The 17,007-nt window shown below is 65.2% G+C and carries 10 protein-coding genes; 9 read left to right on the forward strand and 1 reads right to left on the reverse strand.

Features of this window, described 5'->3' with window-relative positions:
* The first annotated feature begins 11 nt into the window (after positions 1–11).
* The 4 genes from HL671_RS29505 (at position 12) to HL671_RS29520 (ending at position 8,319) form a co-directional block, all read left to right on the forward strand.
* Positions 12–1,424, forward strand: coding sequence for a mannose-1-phosphate guanylyltransferase/mannose-6-phosphate isomerase (locus tag HL671_RS29505; protein WP_012045538.1), 1,413 nt, complete (start codon positions 12–14; stop codon positions 1,422–1,424).
* A gap of 70 nt (positions 1,425–1,494) precedes the next feature.
* Positions 1,495–3,714, forward strand: coding sequence for a tetratricopeptide repeat protein (locus HL671_RS29510; protein ID WP_172241147.1), 2,220 nt, complete (start codon positions 1,495–1,497; stop codon positions 3,712–3,714).
* Between the two features lie 81 nt (positions 3,715–3,795).
* Positions 3,796–6,015 carry an O-linked N-acetylglucosamine transferase, SPINDLY family protein gene (locus tag HL671_RS29515; RefSeq protein WP_172241150.1) on the forward strand — a complete coding sequence of 740 codons (2,220 nt, stop codon included), beginning with the start codon at positions 3,796–3,798 and terminating at the stop codon, positions 6,013–6,015.
* Positions 6,016–6,099: 84 nt separating this feature from the next.
* Positions 6,100–8,319 (forward strand): tetratricopeptide repeat protein, encoded by a 2,220-nt coding sequence (locus HL671_RS29520; RefSeq protein WP_172241153.1) that lies wholly within the window; start codon positions 6,100–6,102, stop codon positions 8,317–8,319.
* 15 nt (positions 8,320–8,334) lie between these two features.
* Here the strand turns inward: HL671_RS29520 and HL671_RS29525 are convergent, their stop codons facing one another.
* On the reverse strand, positions 8,335–9,045 hold the full coding sequence (locus HL671_RS29525) for a DUF1223 domain-containing protein (RefSeq protein WP_172241156.1): 711 nt from the start codon (positions 9,043–9,045) through the stop codon (positions 8,335–8,337).
* A gap of 359 nt (positions 9,046–9,404) precedes the next feature.
* Between HL671_RS29525 and HL671_RS29530 the strand changes: the two genes are divergently transcribed.
* The 5 genes from HL671_RS29530 to HL671_RS29550 all read left to right on the forward strand — a co-directional run bounded on the left by HL671_RS29530 (position 9,405) and on the right by HL671_RS29550 (position 16,992).
* Positions 9,405–10,412: a Gfo/Idh/MocA family protein gene (locus HL671_RS29530; RefSeq protein ID WP_172241159.1), complete on the forward strand. Its 1,008-nt coding sequence runs from the start codon at positions 9,405–9,407 to the stop codon at positions 10,410–10,412.
* A 55-nt stretch (positions 10,413–10,467) separates the two neighbouring features.
* The gene (locus tag HL671_RS29535; protein WP_172241162.1) at positions 10,468–11,619 is read left to right on the forward strand and encodes a DegT/DnrJ/EryC1/StrS family aminotransferase; all 1,152 of its coding nucleotides are present in this window, start codon (positions 10,468–10,470) and stop codon (positions 11,617–11,619) included.
* 511 nt (positions 11,620–12,130) lie between these two features.
* Positions 12,131–14,560, forward strand: coding sequence for an NF038122 family metalloprotease (locus tag HL671_RS29540; protein WP_172241166.1), 2,430 nt, complete (start codon positions 12,131–12,133; stop codon positions 14,558–14,560).
* Between the two features lie 391 nt (positions 14,561–14,951).
* A complete protein-coding gene (gene murJ / locus HL671_RS29545) occupies positions 14,952–16,481 on the forward strand; it encodes a murein biosynthesis integral membrane protein MurJ (protein WP_172241169.1) in 1,530 nt (509 codons plus the stop codon).
* A gap of 175 nt (positions 16,482–16,656) precedes the next feature.
* A complete protein-coding gene (locus tag HL671_RS29550; protein ID WP_148221504.1) occupies positions 16,657–16,992 on the forward strand; it encodes a DUF2946 family protein in 336 nt (111 codons plus the stop codon).
* The last annotated feature ends 15 nt before the right edge of the window (positions 16,993–17,007 follow it).

A 17,007-nucleotide genomic window follows, 5' to 3' on the forward strand; every position in this document is an offset into this window, starting at 1 on the left:
GGCATCATTTCATGACCAGACGCATCATTCCTCTCATCATGTGCGGCGGCGCCGGAACCCGGCTTTGGCCGGCCTCGCGGGAAGTGCGGCCCAAGCAGTTCCTGCCGCTGTTCGGCACCCGGTCGACCTTCCAGGATACGCTGCTGCGTGTGTCGGATGCGGATCTGTTTGCCCGCCCGATCATCATCACCAATGCGGCCTATCGTTTCATGGTGCTGGAGCAACTGGCCGAGATCGGAATCGAAGCCGACGTGCTGCTGGAGCCGATGCGCCGCGACTCCGGACCCGCCATCGTCGCCGGAGCCGCCTTCGCGCAGACGCGTGATCAGGACGCGGTGGTGCTGGCGCTGGCGGCCGACCACGTCGTCCGCGACAGCGCGGCCTTCCTCGCAGCCTGCCGCGCCGGGCTGGCTGCGGCCGAGACCGGCCTCATCGTGACCTTCGGCATCAATCCCGAACGCGCCGCCACCGAATACGGCTATATCAGTCCCGGCGCGCCGGTCTCGGGAGACGTGCGGGCGGTCGCAAAGTTCGTCGAGAAGCCGGATCAGCCGACCGCCGAGCGCTACATCCGCGAGGGGTATCTCTGGAACAGCGGCAACTTCATGTTCCGGGCCGGCGTCCTGCTCGATGAGTACCGAAAATCCGATGCGGGCAGCGTGCAGACGGTCACCGATTCCGTGACCAAAGCCGGCCGCGATCTCAGCTTCATCATCCTGGAGTCCGATGCCTTTGCCGCGGCCAAGCCGATCTCGATCGACTACGCCGTGATGGAGAAGACCGAACGGGCGGCCGTGGCGCCGGTCTCGTGCGGCTGGTCGGACGTCGGCTCCTGGCATGCGGTGTGGGAGCTGTCCGACAAGGACGAGCAGGGCAATGCCGCGCGGGGGACCGCCGTGTTCGAGGATTCCCGCAACTGCAACGTGGTCACCGACAAGGCGCTGGTCGCGCTCGAAGGCGTGGACGATCTCGTCGTGGTGGCGGCGCAGGACGCGGTCCTGGTCTCGCGCCAGCGCGATGCCAACGGGCTGAAGCGGCTCGTCGCGAAGCTGAAGACGGTAGCGCCGGAGGTGACCGAGGCGCACATCAAGGTGCACCGCCCCTGGGGCAGCTATCAGTCGGTCGACAATGGCGAGCGCCACCAGGTGAAGCGTATCGTCGTCAAGCCCGGCCAGCGCCTGTCGCTGCAGAGGCACTATCACCGCTCGGAGCACTGGATCGTGGTGCGTGGAGCTGCCCGGGTCACGGTCAACGAGACGGTCAAGACCGTTCACGAGAACGAATCGATCTACATCCCGATGGGCGCGGTGCACCGCCTGGAAAATCCCGGTAAGATCCTGCTGGAGCTGATCGAGGTCCAGACCGGCTCCTATCTCGGCGAGGACGACATCATCCGCCTCGAGGACGATTACCGTCGCGAATAGGGCGCAGATCGCCTCGAATCACGCGAGCCGTGCTAGATAGCTCCCCGACGTCGTCCGCCGGAGAGCTTCCTTGCAAAGCACGATCGGATCGCGCGCGTTCCAGAACGCGCGCATGCAGAAGAAGAACCGTAAGCAGGCCGACGGCCTGCTGACGCAGGCGGTCGCAGCCTACCGCGCCGGCCGGCATGCGGACGCGCAGGCGGTCTGCGGGCAGATCCTGGCCCTTGTGCCGGATCATTTCGACGCCCTGCATCTCCTCGGCGCTTCGGCGCTCGACAATGGTCGGCTGGATCTGGCTGAGCAGGCTCTGACCCGGGCCGTCGCCGTCGAGCCGCGCAATGCCGAGGCCCAGGCGAATCTCGGCCTCGTACTCTCCAGCCTGAAACGTTACGAGGAGGCGCGCGCCGCCCAGGAGCGCGCCATCGCGCTCAAGCCGAATTTCGCCACCGCGCTGACCGGCCTCGGCAACACCCTGATGAACATGCGGCTGTTCGCGCAGGCGATCGAGGCCCACGACCGCGCCATCGCGCTCAAGCCCGATTTTGCCGATGCCTATTGCAATCGCGGCATGGCGCAACTTCTGCTCCTCCGAAACGAGGAAGCCCGCCAGAGCTTCGAGCGCGCTTTGGCGCTGGCGCCGCGGCATATGCAGGCGACTTTCGGAAAGGGGCTCGTCAGCGTCAACCTGCGGCATTTCGATCAGGCGCTCGTGGCGTTCAACGCGGCGCTTGCGCTGAAGCCGGGGGCCGCGGCCGTCATCGCCCAGCGAGGGCGCCTCTACGTCCAGATGGGGCGGTTCAAGGAGGCCGAAACCGATTTCGACACGGCCCTGACCGCCGAGCCGATGCTGGAAGCCGCGCTGCTCGGCAAGGCCCATGTGTGCGTGCTCACCGACCGGATCGCGCCGGCCATGGCGGCGTGCAAACGGGTGCTGGAGCATAATCCGGCCTCGGAGATCGCGCTGGCCTGGCTCGGCGCCTGCTTTGCCAGGCAGGGCGATACGGCCGCGGCCATTCAGCATTTCGACCGCGCGCTGGAGATCAAGCCGGATTTCGAGGACGCGATCCTCAAGAAGATCTTCGCGCTCGATTTCTATCCCGAGGCCGATGTCGCCATCCACCAGGCCGCCAGGCGCGAATGGTGGGAGCGTATCGGCGCGCCTATTCCGCGACGTCAGCTCGCGGCTGTCGACCGCGATGCCGATCGTCGCGTCACGGTCGGTTACGTGTCGTCGGATTTTCGCAGCCATTCGGCCGCGCTGACCTTCCTGCCGGTGCTCCGGCATCACGATCACACAGCCTTCCGGGTCATCTGCTATTCCTGCTCGCCGCTGGTGGATTCCGTGACGGAGCAGTGCAAGGCCGCGGCTGATGGTTGGGTCGATGCTTGGCAGCTGTCGGATGATGAGCTCGCCGATCGGATCCAGGCGGATCAGGTCGATATTCTGGTCGACCTCTCCGGGCATTCGGCCGGCAACCGCCTCGCCGTGTTCGCGCGCAAGCCGGCGCCGATCCAGGTCACGGCCTGGGGGAACGCGACGGGGACCGGTCTGCCGACCATGGACTACTTCTTCGCCGATCCGGTCACCGTGCCCCCAGCCGTTCGGCCGCTGTTCGCCGAAGAGGTCTATGACCTGCCGGCGCTGATCACGACCGATCCGCTGCCCGGCGCTGAACCGACGCCGCTGCCGATGCTTCGCAACGGCCATGTCACCTTCGGCGTCTTCAACCGGATCGACAAGATTTCGGCCCAGGTCCTCAAGGTCTGGGCAACGCTGCTGCAGGCGCTCCCGTCGGCTCGTGTCGTGATCAAGAACGGTGCGCTCGACGACGCCTTCCTGCGTGACGGCCTGATCGCGCGCTTCGTGGCGCATGGCATCGACGAGAGCCGGCTGACGTGTCTCGGCTCGTCGATGCGGCAGGAGCACATTGCGGCCTTTGCCGACATCGACATGTCGCTGGACCCGTTCCCGCAGAATGGCGGTGTGAGCACCTGGGAGTCGCTGCAGGCCGGGGTGCCCGTAGTGGCCAAGCTGGGCAACAGCTCGGCCTCCCGCGCCGGCGGCGCGATCATCAAGGCGATCGGGCTCGATGAGTGGGTCGCCGAGGACGATGATGGCTATGTCGCGATTGCCATCAAATATGCCGGCCAGCCTGCTGAACTGGCCAGGCTGCGTGCCGAGCTGCCGGCGCGGGTCGCGAACTCTCCGGCCGGCGACGTCAAGACCTACACGCGCAAGGTCGAGGAGGGCTACCGTCAGTTCTGGCGTCGGTATTGCGCCGCCGGCTAGCGCGGTTTCGGGCGGCATCAGGCGATCCGCAAATGCACTAATCTGCTGCGTAGATCTATGCGTCACCTTGGGAGACCGCCTTTGGCAAGCGACGTCGGTTCACGCGCGTTCCAGAATGCGAGGCTGCAGAAGAAGCACCGCAAGCAGGCCGATGCGCTCATGCCGCAGGCTGTCGCCGCCTATCGCAGCGGTCGCCGCGCCGAGGCCCAGGCGATCTGCGGACAAATTCTCGCATTGCTTCCTGATCATGTCGATGCGCTGCATCTCCTCGGCGTCACGGCTCTCGATGGCGGCCAACTGGATCTGGCCGAGCAGGCGCTGGCGAAGGCGGTGGAGGTCGATCCGCGTCACGCCGAGGCGCTGTCCAATCTCGGCCTCGCCCTGTTCAGCCGCAAGCGCTTCGAGGAGGCGCGGAAGTGCCAGGAGCGGGCGGTCACGCTGAAACCCAACCTTGTGGTCGCGCAGACCGGCCTCGGCAATACGCTGATGCGCCTCGGCCGTCCCGACGAAGCCGTCGCGGCGCACGACCGCGCGATTGCGCTGAAGCCGGACTACGCGGACGCCTATTGCAATCGCGGCATGGCGCTGCTCACGCTCAACCGCAATGCCGAGGCCAATCAGAGCTTCGACCGCGCGCTGTCGCTCAATCCGCGCCATATGGAGGCGATGTTCGGCAAGGGCCTCGCCAGCGTCAATCTGCGCCACTTTGCCGACGCGCTCGCGGCGTTCGATGCCGCCCTGGCCTTGAAGCCCAATGCCGCGCAGGTGCTGGCGCAGCGCGGCCGGCTGCATCAGACCGCCGGACGTTTCGACCAGGCGCGGGCGGATTTCGCGGCTGCGCTGGCCCATGATCCGATGCTGGAAATGGCGCTGCTCGGCTCGGCGCAGCTCGGCCATTTCAGCAATGTCGCGCAGTCGATCGATGCCTGCCGCAGGGTGCTGGAGCAGAACCCGTTGTCCGAGGATGCCTGGCTGTGGCTCGGCGTCTGCTGCGGCAAGCAGGGCGAGGTCGCTGCCGCCGTCGCGCATTTCGATCGCGCGCTCGAGATCCGGCCCGATTTCGCCGAGGCGATGACCGCCAAGATCTTCACGCTCGAATTCATGCCCGATGCCGATTTCGAACTGCATCAGGCCGTCAGGCGCGAGTGGTGGCAGCGGATCGGCAGCCGCATCCCGCGGCGGGGCTTGCCGCCGCGCGACCTCGATCCGGAGCGGCGTCTTACCATCGGCTATGTCTCGTCGGATTTCCGCAATCATTCCGCGGCGCTGACCTTCCTGCCGGTGCTGAAGCATGCCAACCGCCAGGATGTCCGGATCTGCTGCTACGCCTGCTCGCCGGTGCAGGACGCGGTGACGGCGCAGTTCCGCGCCTGCGCCGATGTCTGGGTGGATGCCTCGCAGATGTCCGACGACGAGCTCGCCGATCGGATCGAGGCGGATGCGGTCGATATCCTCGTCGATCTCTCCGGCCATTCCGCGGGCAACCGGCTGCCGTTGTTTGCGCGCAAGCCCGCTCCGGTTCAGGTCACCGCCTGGGGCAGCGGCACTGGCACCGGCCTGCCGACGATCGACTATTTCTTCGCCGATCCGGTCACGGTGCCGATGGCTGCGCGGCCCTTGTTCGCGGAGCAGGTCCACGACCTGCCTGCCGTGATCACCACCGAGGCGCTGCCTTGCATCGCGCCGACGCCGCTGCCGATGCTGCAGAACGGGCATGTGACCTTCGGCGTCTTCAATCGCCTGGACAAGATCTCCGATCCGGTGCTCCTGGTCTGGACCCGCCTGATGCGGCAGCTGCCGGACTCCCGGATCGTGATCAAGAGCGGTTCGCTCGACGATCCGCTGTTGCGCGATCGGTTGCTGGCGCGCTTCGCCGCTCAAGGCGTCAGCCAGGACCGCATCACCTGTCTCGGCTGGTCGACGCGCGAGCTGCAGATCGCGCAATTCGCCCAGGTCGACATTTCGCTCGATCCGTTCCCGCAGAACGGCGGCGTCAGCACCTGGGAATCCTTGCAGGCCGGCGTGCCGGTGATCGCCTTGCTCGGGCGCAGCGCCGCCTCGCGCGCCGCCGCAGCGATCGTCACGGCGGTCGGGCTTGAGGACTGGGTTGCGGAGGACGACGACGGCTACATCGCGATGGCCATCAAGCATGCGAGCCGGCCCGATGTGCTGGCGAGGCTGCGTGCCGAGCTGCCGGGGATGGTTGCCAATTCGGCGGCCGGCAATGTCGAGACCTATGCGCGCAAGGTCGAAGAGGGCTATCGCCTGTTCTGGCGCCGGTTCTGCGTGGCCGCAGGATGAAGGTGGCCTGTCCGGCACGGTGCGATGCCGGGGACAAGTTGGTTCGCGTATCCAGTTCTTGACGTCACGCCGGGAGGTCATCATTTGGCCAGCAATGTCGGGTCTCGCGCGTTTCAGAATGCGCGGCTGCAGAAGAAGCATCGCAAGCAGGTCGACGAGCTGCTGCCGCGGGCCGTCGCGGCCTATCGCGCCGGCCGCCCAGCCGAGGCGCAGGCGATCTGCGGACAGATCCTGGCGCTCTTGCCCGAGCATTTCGATGCGTTGCATCTGCTCGGCGTCGTCGCCCTCGACAGCGGCCAGCTTGATATGGCCGAGCAGGCTCTGACCAAGGCGGTCGAGGCTGAGCCGCGCCATGCCGAGGCGCTTTCCAATCTCGGCCTCGCGCTGTTCAACCGCAAGCGCTACGAGGAGGCGCGCAAATGCCAGGAACTGGCGGTCGCGCTGAAGCCCAATCTCGTGGTCGCGCTCACCGGCCTCGGCAACACGCTGATGCGCCTGGGACGGCCGGAGGAGGCTATCGTTGCCCATGATCGGGCGATCGCCCTGAAGCCGGACTATGCCGACGCCTATTGCAATCGCGGCATGGCGCTGCTTCCGCTCAATCGCAATGCCGAGGCCAATCAGAATTTCGATCGCGCGCTGTCGCTCAATCCGCGCCACATGGAGGCGATGTTCGGCAAGGGGCTGGCCAGCATCATTCTGCGTCACTTCGACGATGCGCTGGCGGCGTTCGATGCCGCGTTGGCGATCAGGCCCAGAGCCGCGCAGGTGCTGGCGCAGCGCGGCCGGCTGCACCAGCAGGCCGGGCGGTTCGATCCGGCGATGGCGGATTTCCAGGCGGCGCTGTCGATCGATCCCCGCCAGGAGGTGGCGCTGCTCGGCTTTGCCCAGCTCAGCGTGATCAGGGACAATGTCGCGCCGGCGATGGACGCTTGCCGCAAGGTGCTGGAGCAGAATCCGGCCTCCGAAGTCGCCTGGACCTGGCTCGGCGAATGCTTTGCCAAGCAGGGCGACCTCACGACGGCCTTGCAGCACTTCGAGCGCGCGCTCGAGCTCAAGCCCGATTTTGGCGATGCGATCACCGCCAAGATTTTCCTGCTCGACTTCATGCCGGAGACCGATTTCGTCCAGCATCAGGCCGTGAGGCGGGAATGGTGGAGCCGGATCGGTGCCCAGATCGCGCGCCGGCCGCCGCCGCTGCGCGACCGTGATCCCGAACGGCGGCTGACCATCGGCTATGTCTCGGCGGATTTCAGGACGCATTCGGCCGCCTTGGTGTTCCTGCCGGTGCTGCGCCATCATGACCACCAGGCCTTCAAGGTCGCCTGCTATTCCTGCTCGCCGCTGCAGGACGTGATGACGGCGCAATGCCGCGCAGCCGCCGATCTGTGGGTCGATGCCTGGCAGATGTCCGACGAGGAGCTGGCTGACCGCATCGAAGCAGACGGCGTCGACATCCTCGTCGACCTCTCCGGCCATTCCGCCGGCAACCGCCTGCCGGTGTTCGCGCGCAAGCCGGCGCCGGTCCAGGTCACGGCCTGGGGCAGCGGCACCGGCACCGGCCTGCCGACCATGGACTATTTCTTCGCCGATCCGGTGACGGTGCCCGAGGCGGTACGCCCACTGTTTGCCGAGCATGTCTACGATCTGCCGGCCGTCATCACCACCGATCCGCTGCAGGGATGGCAGCCGACATCGCTGCCGATGCTGCGCAACGGCTACGTCACCTTCGGTGTCTTCAATCGCATCGACAAGATCTCGGAGCCCGCGCTCGCGCTCTGGTCGCGGCTGATGGCTGCGCTGCCGGACGCGCGGATCGTCATCAAGAACGGAGCGCTGCAGGACCCGTTGCTGCGCGATGGCCTGGTCGCCCGCTTCGTGGCGCATGGCATCGCGCAGGATCGCATCACCTGCCTCGGCCTGTCGACGCGCGATCAGCACATCGCGCAGTTCGCCGCGATCGATATGTCGCTCGATCCGTTTCCGCAGAATGGCGGCGTCAGCACCTGGGAATCGCTGCAGGCCGGCGTGCCCGTGGTCGCCAAGCTCGGCCGCGGTGCGGCGGGGCGGGCGGCTGCCGGCATCATCAAGGCAGTGGGGCTGCATGATTGGGTGGCCGAGGATGATGACGGCTACATCGCGATCGCCTTGGCGCATGCGGGCCGGCCGGCCGACTTGGCGAAGCTGCGCACGGAGCTCCCGTCGATGGTCGCGAGCTCCGCCGCCGGCAATGTCGAAACCTACACCCGCCGCGTCGAGGAGGGCTATCGCCTGTTCTGGCGCCGCTACTGCGCCTCTGGCTGAACAGGCCGGCGTCCATCACAGCCGCGCGGCCCCGACGATGCGTCCGTCTGCGGTTTCGAGAAGCACGGCCGCATCCTCGCCCTCCGGCAGCGGCGCGACGAGACGCAGCGCGGTGCCGGTCCACTCGCCGAGGGCGCGGACCGAGCGGACCACGTTCAGCTCCTCGAGCGTGCGGCCGTCATTCTCTCCGCGCCGGATCGCCGTCTCATGCCGGTGATCGAATCCGACCAGCACGACGCGTCCGCGTCCTTCTCCGCCGCCGACCTCCACCGTGAGCGTCTCGCCGCTGCGCGCGAGCTTGACGATGGCCGCGGAGGACGCTTGGCCGCGTGCGCGGTCGATCGCCGGTCCGATCTCGGCCCTGTTGGTGCCGACATGGCTGCTGAGGCCGTCGACGACGATCTCCGGCGTGTAGGAGCCGTCGCCGAAACGGCTGCCATAGCGGGCCTGGCGATCGGTGGCGGCTGCAAGCGAGAATGGATCCTTCCAGCCGAGCCGATCCCAATAAGTGACGTGAAAGGCGAGCGGCAGCACGTCGCGTCGCTGCCGCACCATCTCGTTGAGATAGGCATTCGCCGGCGGGCAGGAGGAGCAGCCTTGCGAGGTGAAGAGTTCGATCACCACGGGCCGGTCCACGGCTGCGGCCGAGGGCGCCCAAGGGGCAAAAGCCGCCAGCATCACGGCGAGGTGAGCGATGTGGCGGAACGAGACGAGGCTTCGGACCATGGGCGTTCTCCAGCGATTGGGTCTCAGCTCCTTCGCTCGCCGCGCCACCGTGTTACCTCCTCACGCGAGCTACACGCAGCTGTGACAACAGCTCACGCGTTGCAGCGGCTCCCTGCATCGCGGCGTGAGGAGCGGCCTGCCGTACGCGAAGTCCGCCCCGCAGCTCGTTCAAAACACACCGTTTTTTCCCGGTGTCGAATGTAACTTTCTGAATCAAATCGTGTCCTGAAAGAGGTTTCCGCATTCGCCTCGCTTGAGGCGACATGCTAGGAGAACTGCGTCCGGCTGATTTGCAGTTCGTTAACTGTTATGGCCAGTCCGTGGCATCGCAATTCCGGAATACCGATGGGGTCGTCGATATGAGTTCCAAGGGGGCAGGCCACAAGGCCGATCTGAGGCAGGCGCTGCGGGTCGGCGTCATCGGAGCCGGCGTGATGGGCAGCAATCATGCCCGCGTGCTTGCCGGGTTGCCCGATGTGCATCTCGTCGGCGTCGTCGATCCGCTTCCTGCCCATCGCAGCCGTGTCACCGAGCTCGCGAACTGTCCCACATTCGAGACCCTCGACCAGCTCGCCGCCGAGGGAGTCGACGCGGTCACCGTGGCGGCTCCGACCCATCTGCATCACGAACTCGCGCTCGCTTGCATTGCGCGTAAGGTGCATCTGATGGTTGAGAAGCCGATCGCCTCCACCGTGGAGGAGGGCAAGGAGATCGTCACGGCCGCGCATCGCGCCGGCGTCACCTTGATGATCGGCCATGTCGAGCGCTTCAATCCGGCGGTCGCCGCGATCAAGAAGGCGATCGCGGGCGAAGACCTCCTGTCCATCGCGATCACCCGCGTCGGCCCGTTCCCGCCGCGCATGTCGAATGTCGGCGTCGTCATCGATCTCGCCGTGCACGACATCGACCTGATCCGCTGGTTCACCGAATCCGACATTGTCGAGGTGCAGCCGCAGCTGTCGAGCGCGGTGGCCGAACGCGAGGACATCGCGCTGCTGCAGTTCCGCACCGCCTCCGGCGTGCTCGCCCACATCAACACCAACTGGCTGACGCCGTTCAAGGCGCGCAACGTCACGGTGGCGACGCGCGGCAAATATATCATGGGCGATCTCCTGACCCGTCAGGTCACCGAGTGCTTCGGCTTCAAGCCGGACGGCAGCTACTCGATGCGGCATCTGCCGGTCGGGCATGACGAGCCGCTGCGCGCCGAACTGATCGCGTTCCTGCACGCGGTGCGCTCGGGCACCTCTCCGGCCGTCACCGGCGACGAGGGCGTCGCGAGCCTCGCCATCGCCACGCAGTGCCTGGAGACGTCCAGCCATCGGCCGGCCGAGGCCGCCGCCACCAAGCGTCGCGCCGCCGGCTGATCGACCCGGCTGCCGCTTCACCCATTTTTTCTTTTGCGAAACTTTGTCAGACCTCATGAACCAGCACCTGCGTCATCAGCCCATTCCGTTCATCGACACCGCCGCGCAGCGCCAGCGGCTCGGCAAATCCCTCGATGAGGCCGTCGCCCGTGTCCTGGCGCATTGCCAGTTTCTCGGTGGCCCCGAGATCATCCAGTTCGAAGCCGAACTGGCGGCCTATTGTGGCGCCAAATATGCCGTGAGCTGCTCCAGCGGCACTGACGCGCTGCTGATGGTGCTGATGGCCCAGGGCATCGGCCCGGGCGACGCGGTGCTGTGCCCGTCCTTCACCTTCTGCGCGACCGGCGAAGCGGTCGCGCTCACGGGCGCCACGCCTGTCTTCGTCGACGTGCTGGAAGAGACCTTCAACATCGATCCGGCCTCGCTGCGGCGTGGCATCGTCACCGCGAAGCGGCTCGGCCTGAAGCCCAAGGCCGTGATCCCGGTTGATCTGTTCGGTCAAAGCGCGGACCACGACTCGGTCGCCGCAATCGCCGAGGCGGAAGGGCTGTTCGTGCTCGACGATGCCGCGCAGGGCTTTGGCGCCAGCTACAAGGGGCGCCGCATCGGCACCTTCGGGCTGGCGACCGCGACCAGCTTCTATCCGGCCAAGCCGCTCGGCTGCTTCGGCGACGGCGGCGCCATCCTCACCGACGATGCCGGCCTCTTGGAGCGCCTGCGCAGCGTCCGCGCCCATGGCGGCGGCAGCGACAAATACGACAATGTCCGTCTCGGCCTGACCGCACGGCTCGACACCATCCAGGCCGCGGTCCTGATCGAGAAGCTCAAGATTTTCGAGGACGAGATCGTCGCGCGCAACGTGGTGGCCGAGCGCTACACGGCCGCGCTGGCGGATGTCGTGAAGGTGCCGCGCCTCGCCGAAGGCTGCACCTCGGTCTGGGCGCAATACACCATCCGCCTGCCCAAGGGCGTCGACCGCGATACCTTCGCAGGTGCGCTCAAGGCGCAGGGCATTCCGACCGCGATCTATTATCCGAAGTCGATGCATCAGCAGACCGCCTACCGCATCTTCCCGAGCGCCGATGGCGGCCTGCCGGTCAGCGAGCAGCTGTCCGCCGACGTCATCAGCCTGCCGATGCACGCCTATCTCGACGAGCCCACGCAAGCCCGCATCATCGACGTCGTTCGCGGCGCATTGGCGGGTTGAAGCCTCACGCATCACTCACCTCACCCCTACGCTGCGCAGGCGGCAACGCGGTGCAGGTGATCTGCCCCGCGGCAGCCCCAATGATCATATCGTCCCTGCGAATGCAGGGACCTTTGCGCGTGATGTCTGAAAGGGGCAGGCGGCCCGATCCGCGCGCCCCATCGACTGCACGCGGGATCCCGGATCGGCGTCCGCCGACGCGTTGTGCCAGCAGGGTTGTTCCGGGTGACAGCGTCGTGTGGGAGCCGCTCTCGTGTGCCTCGTCGGCGAGGACGATCGGCATCAACTGAGCGCCCATTTCAAAATGCACAGTTGCGTCGGATTTGCAGCCGCATGGTGACTATGTAGCCATGGGATCACGCGTAAGTTGTGCGGCAACTAAAAGAAACAAGCGTACACAATAGCTTACTTCGGAATCCAATTCCCTAGTGCAACCAAGAGTCATCATTTACAAAAATTGCTCCATTCATAATAGTCCTGGCCGGCAGAAGCCCAGAGGTTAGGCGCACGAATGAATCTCGTCCTCAATTATGAAAGTTCCGCTCTTGCGGCTCCGCAGAGCTTCAGGGACGCGATGCAGACTGCGGCCAACATTCTGGACGTAGAAATCCTCGACAACATCACAGTTACAATTCTTGTCGGGTACGGCGATTGGAACAACGGCGCGTTCACAACCAAAAAGGGACAAGCGCTCGGCGGATCTTTGGACGACCTTTTCGTTAATTATTCGGATCTGAGGTCCGCGCTCGCAGCCCACGAGACCTCGGTGCTCGATCAGTCGGTCGTGAACTCATTGCCGAACACGTCGACCATCGATAACCACTATGCTTTTGGCGTAAGCTCTGCGGTTGCGAAAGCTTTGGGTCTGATGTCGCCAACGGCCTCCGTCATAGATGGAGCCGTCGGCTTTGATCCCTCGATTCCGACCAATCTGCTGGTCGGCGCCGCTCTGCACGAGTTGACCCATGCGATGGGACGGGAGCCCAGTTCTGGCGTATCTGGTTCCGGCGCCGCAATTGCCGCAGGTACTTTTGATTTTGTACGTTACACGAGTGCGGGCAACCACCTTTATTCGACAGACGGCACGGCGGTCCCCGCCTATTTCTCGATCGATGGCGGGAACACGAAGCTGGCCGATTTCGGTCAGACCTCGGATTCGAGCGATTTTCTGAATAGCGGCGTGCAGGGACCGAACGATCCCTTCAACGAGTTTGGCAATTCGAAAACAATCCAGTCGCTCACTGCGGTGGATAGGGAAGTGCTCGATGCGATCGGCTTCAACACGACGCCTGCTATTCTTCAGACCGATGGATCAACGAGCCTTGCTCAAGGTGGGAACCACTACCTGCTGATTAGTGGCAGCACCGAATCCGGGCTCATGTACGGTGGCGCGCCAGTCACCGCGGGCCAGTTCGGCAGCATCAGTCCGATCGGTGCGGTTCAGACCGCGAACGGCTACGACATCGCCTGGAAGGTTCCCGGCACCAATGAGTTCACGTTCTGGTCGACAGATATCAACGGCAACTACACCTCGAACCTTTCAGGCTTGGTGTCGGGCAACAGTTTCGCAGTCGAGCAGTTTGAGACCGTCTTCGGTCAGGACCTGAACGGCGATGGTACAGTCGGCGTTACGTCATCGCTGATCCAGACCGCCGGGTCGACCAGCCTGCTGGCGATCGCGGACAATTACTATATCTACACCCATGGTTCGGGGCCTGAACTGAACTACGGCGGTGCCCCGGTGGTCGCCGGCGAGTTCGGCAATATCAATCCTATTGGAGCGATCGCGACCTCCAACGGCTATGAGATCGTCTGGCAGATTCCCGGCACCACAGAGTTCACTTTCTGGACGGTCGACACGAACGGCAACTACGTCGGAAACATCACTGGCTTGGTGCACGGGACCGCCTTCCTGGTCGAGTCGGCGGAAGCTGCCTTCGGCCGGGACCTGAATGGCGACGGCAGCACTGGTGTCACGTCATCGGTGATTCAGACCGATGTAGCGACCAGCCTGCTGGCGATCGCCGACAACTATTACATGTACATCAACGGATCGGGGCCCGAGTTGAAATATTCCGGCGCTCCCGTGGTTGTCGGCGAGTTCGGCAGTATTGCTCCCGTTGGAGCGATTCAGACCGCGAACGGCTACGACATCGCCTGGAAGATCCCAGGCACCAACGAGTTCACGTTCTGGTCGACGGATAGTAACGGCAACTATACCGGCAATTTGACGGACCTCGTATCCGGGACGAGCGCCGTCGCCGAACAATTCGAGACGATCTTCCACCAGGACCTCAACGGCGACGGCGTGATTGGCGTGCCGAGCAGTTCCAGCGTCGCAAGCTCGGCTACCTTCACGCCTGTTTCAGGGTCATCAGCGGACGTGACGCTCAAAGGAACGAACCCTCCGGTTACGCCGTCTGCGTTGAGCGCTGTTATCGTCGGAAACGGCTCCGCGGGGGCCGATCAGATCGAGCTTCGCGGCCTCGACTTTAGTAAGGCTCACTCCACCTTCGACAATTCCTCCGGTACACTTTCCGTGACCGACGGCTTGACCACGGCGTCTCTCCATGTCCTCGGCCTGTATTCGCAGGACAGCTTCCATTTCGCGAGTGACGGCAACGGCGGAACGCTGATCGCTGTCGCGCCATCTTCTGGGCCGACCGGAGCCGCAAGCCAGGTCGCCGACTCGACCGCGCACGACACGTTCGTGTTCGCACCGAATTTCGGTCAGGTCATCCTTGCGAACTTTGCGCCCGCAACGGATACTCTTCAATTCAGCAAAACCGTATTTTCGGACGTCACCGCACTGCTGGCAGCAACACATGATGATGCACTCGGCAACGCCGTGATGACAGACGCCGCGCACGATACGATCACGCTGCAGCATGTCACGACCGCGCAATTGTTCGCGCATCAGAGCGACTTTTATTTTGCATAGAAGATCGCTGGCTCGGTCCGAATTGGCGGGTCCCGGTTCTCCGGTCTCTCGGGCGCGGTCGAGCGCGGCCACGGACAGTCGTCGTCGGCCGCGAGCGCGCCAGGGATTGCTTTCGCCTTGGCCCTGCGGGTTGAGGAAGCCCGTCAGCAGCCTTTCCCCGCTCGGTTTGAGGGCTCATTGGGAACGAGCGGCGCCGCAAACATCAGTCGGTCGAGCTCGATATTGCGTTCCCCGAAGCTGACATAGGCGCGGGCCATGCTCCAAATGGGGTGGCCTCTTCAGCCAAGGCCGCCCGCGGGAGCCGCGGGCTCGTTGCCACACTCTCGCCGCAAGCCGGACCAGCCCACGTTCTCTGCTTCAAACTCCCCGCCCAATGCTCTAGAAGCCCCCCATGCTTGGACGGATCTTCACGGTTGGTGGCTATACGCTGCTGTCGCGGCTCACCGGCTTTGCCCGCGACATCATGCTGGCGGCGATACTTGGCGCCGGGCCGGTGGCGGACGCGTTTTTCATTGCGTTCCGGCTGCCGAACCATTTTCGGGCGATCTTTGCCGAGGGCGCGTTCAACGCCGCTTTCGTGCCGGCCTATGCGCATGTCCATGGCGAGAAGGGGCCGGCACAGGCCGGCCTGTTTGCCGACCGCATCTTCACTTTGCTGCTGGCCTCGCAAATCGTGCTGCTGATCCTGGCCTGGGCCTTCATGCCGCAGGCCATGACGGTCCTGGCGCCTGGCTTCACCGACGATCCGGCACAGCGCGAGCTTGCCATCACGCTCACCCGCATCACCTTTCCCTATCTGCTCTTGATCACGCTGGTGACGCTGTATGGCGGCATGCTCAACGTGATGCAGCGCTTCGCCAGCGCCGCGGCGGCCTCGATCTTCCTCAACCTCGCGATGATGGCGACCCTGGCGCTGGCAGCGTTCTTCCCCGGCGTGGGCCATGCCGCGGCCTGGGGCGTGCTGATCTCGGGCTTCCTGCAGTATTTTCTGCTCGCCGGCGATCTCGCCCGCCATGGCGGTCTGCCGCGCTTTGCGTCGCTCAAGCTCGACGACGACATCCGCGCCTTCTTCCGCGCGCTGGGACCGGCCACGTTGGGCTCGATGGGCACGCAGGTCGCGATGTTCGCCGACACCATCATCGCGACGTTCCTCCCCGCCGGCGCGATCTCGGCGTTGTATTATGCCGACCGTCTCAACCAGCTGCCGATCGGCGTGATCGGCATTGCCATCGGCACCGTGCTGCTGCCGGAAATGTCGCGGCGGCTGACGGCCAATGACCACGAAGGCGCCATGGAGCAGCAGCGCCGCGCCTTCGAGTTCACGCTGTTGTTCTCGGTGCCGTTCGTGGCCGCCTTCCTCGCCGTGCCCGATGTCATCACCCGCGCGATGTTCGCGCGCGGCGCCTTCACCAAGGGCGATGCCGCGGCGGCCGGCGCAACGCTGGCCGCCTATGCCGTCGGCCTCATTCCCTTCGTGATGATCCGCAGCGCGGTCTCGACCTTCTATGCCCGCAAGGACACCGCGACGCCGGTCAAGGCGTCGCTGACCGGCCTCACCGTCAACGTGCTGCTCAAAGTGCTGCTGATGGGGACCTTGGCCCAGGTCGGGCTGGCCCTGGCGACGGCGGTCGGCGCCTGGATCAATCTGCTGTTGGTGCTCGGATTCGCGGTGCACAAGGGCTATCTGCGGTTCGACCGGCGGCTCACCTCGTCGCTGCTGAAATTCGCCGCGACCGGCCTCGTGCTCGCCGCGGCCCTGTGGTCGACGGCCTTCTTCGCGGCGCCTCATCTCGCATTTCTGGGCCGCCTGCAGGACGAGGCCGTGCTCGGCCTGCTGATCGCGGCCGGCGCCGTCATCTATGCCGGAGCGATCCTCGCATTGTTCGGTCCGCGCTGGCTCAAGGCGCTGGTGCGGCGCTGATCAGACGGCGTCGTGTGGCGCCGATGGTGGCAGCCGCGCGAACTCATCAGATACCACGCGCGTCGTTGTTGCCGGCTTGCGCGTGCGCAGCGCGCCGAATATGGTCCCCGGTGGGGAGATCGGTGTGAGACGACGGCGACACAATGTAGCGTGGGCGAGGAGGGCGGTCAGCATCATGGCCGCCTATCTGATCGCGCTGCAGATGGTGCTCGCCGGCGCGATGTCGGCGCAAATGGCCGCGGCGGCCTCCAGCGATCTCGGCGTCATCTGTACGGATGCGCAAGGCGGCACGACGCATGATCCAAGCGCGCCGGCCTCAGCCGTTCTCCACAAGGATTTCTGCGCCGTTTGTGCCTTTGCCGCCCATGCCGCGCCTGTACCGACAGCGGCCGCGGAAACGCTGGCGCGCAGCGCCGCGGAATTGCGGCTCGCCACCTTCGTGGCCTGGGCCGCGCGCGACTCCCGCCTCCGTGAACCGCGACTGTCGCAAGGACCTCCCGCGAACGCCTGATTGAATTTTCCATCA

This window comes from Bradyrhizobium denitrificans, assembly GCF_013179005.1.
Classification (GTDB): Bacteria; Pseudomonadota; Alphaproteobacteria; order Rhizobiales; family Xanthobacteraceae; genus Bradyrhizobium; species Bradyrhizobium denitrificans.